This is a genomic window from Vibrio sp. D173a, assembly GCF_030248475.1.
In genome coordinates, this window is the sequence record NZ_JAHGAH010001047.1 from 1 (window position 1) to 795 (window position 795).

1 protein-coding gene and 1 pseudogene are annotated in these 795 nt (G+C 46.2%); both read left to right on the forward strand.

Annotated features, from left to right (window positions below; translation table 11 throughout):
* Window positions 1–203, forward strand: a 203-nt coding sequence (locus tag KIV40_RS31180) for a glycerophosphodiester phosphodiesterase family protein (RefSeq protein ID WP_375164922.1), incomplete at its 5' end; no start/stop codon positions are given.
* 9 nt (window positions 204–212) lie between these two features.
* Window positions 213–683 (forward strand): annotated as a pseudogene (locus tag KIV40_RS31185) (DeoR/GlpR family DNA-binding transcription regulator); the annotation flags it as partial.
* Window positions 684–795 lie beyond the last annotated feature (112 nt).

Below are 795 nucleotides of genomic sequence, written 5' to 3' on the forward strand. Positions count from 1 at the left end.
AACACAGCTTAGATAAGCTTTTATGTTTAGAACTTTATAGTATTCATATCGACCACCAGCTACTCGATATTTCTATCGCCAATGAGATAAAAGAATCGGGTATAATCCTAAAGATATGGACGCTCAACGACCCATCGAAAGCGTTAGGATTCTATGAGATGGGTGTCGACAACATCATTACCGACATGCCGAACCAATTTTAGTGAAACACTATGGAATTAAACCAGCGCCAAAAGCAGATACTTGCCACTCTTAAATCTAACCAAGATGTTCAAATTGATCATCTCGCTGACCAGTTTGCCGTTACCACACAAACTATTCGACGCGATGTAAACCAACTGTGCGAACAAGGGTTAGCAAGGCGTGTACATGGTGGCGTCAGCCTACCGACCGCACTGACCAACACCAGCTATCGCTTCCGCACTGGCGTTGAATCCGAAGTCAAAGACGGCATCGCAATGGCGGTCGCTAATGCGATACCAGAAGGCTCTACAGTGATGATGGGAATTGGTACGACCGTAACTCGAATCGCTCAATATCTGCTTGCAAAACCCGCTCTACGCGTTATCACTAATAACCTGCAAGTTGCGCGAATTTTAGAAGCTAACGAGCAAATCGAGGTCTATTTAGCAGGCGGTTTACTGCGCCGTGAACACCAAGACATGGTAGGCAGTAGCGTAGTTTTCATCACGACCGTGCATTGGGTTTGCACCCGGGCCAAAAGGCATACCTGCGCGACGGCCATCTGGTGTATTACCCGTTTTTTTGCCGTAAACCACATTAGATGTGATTGTT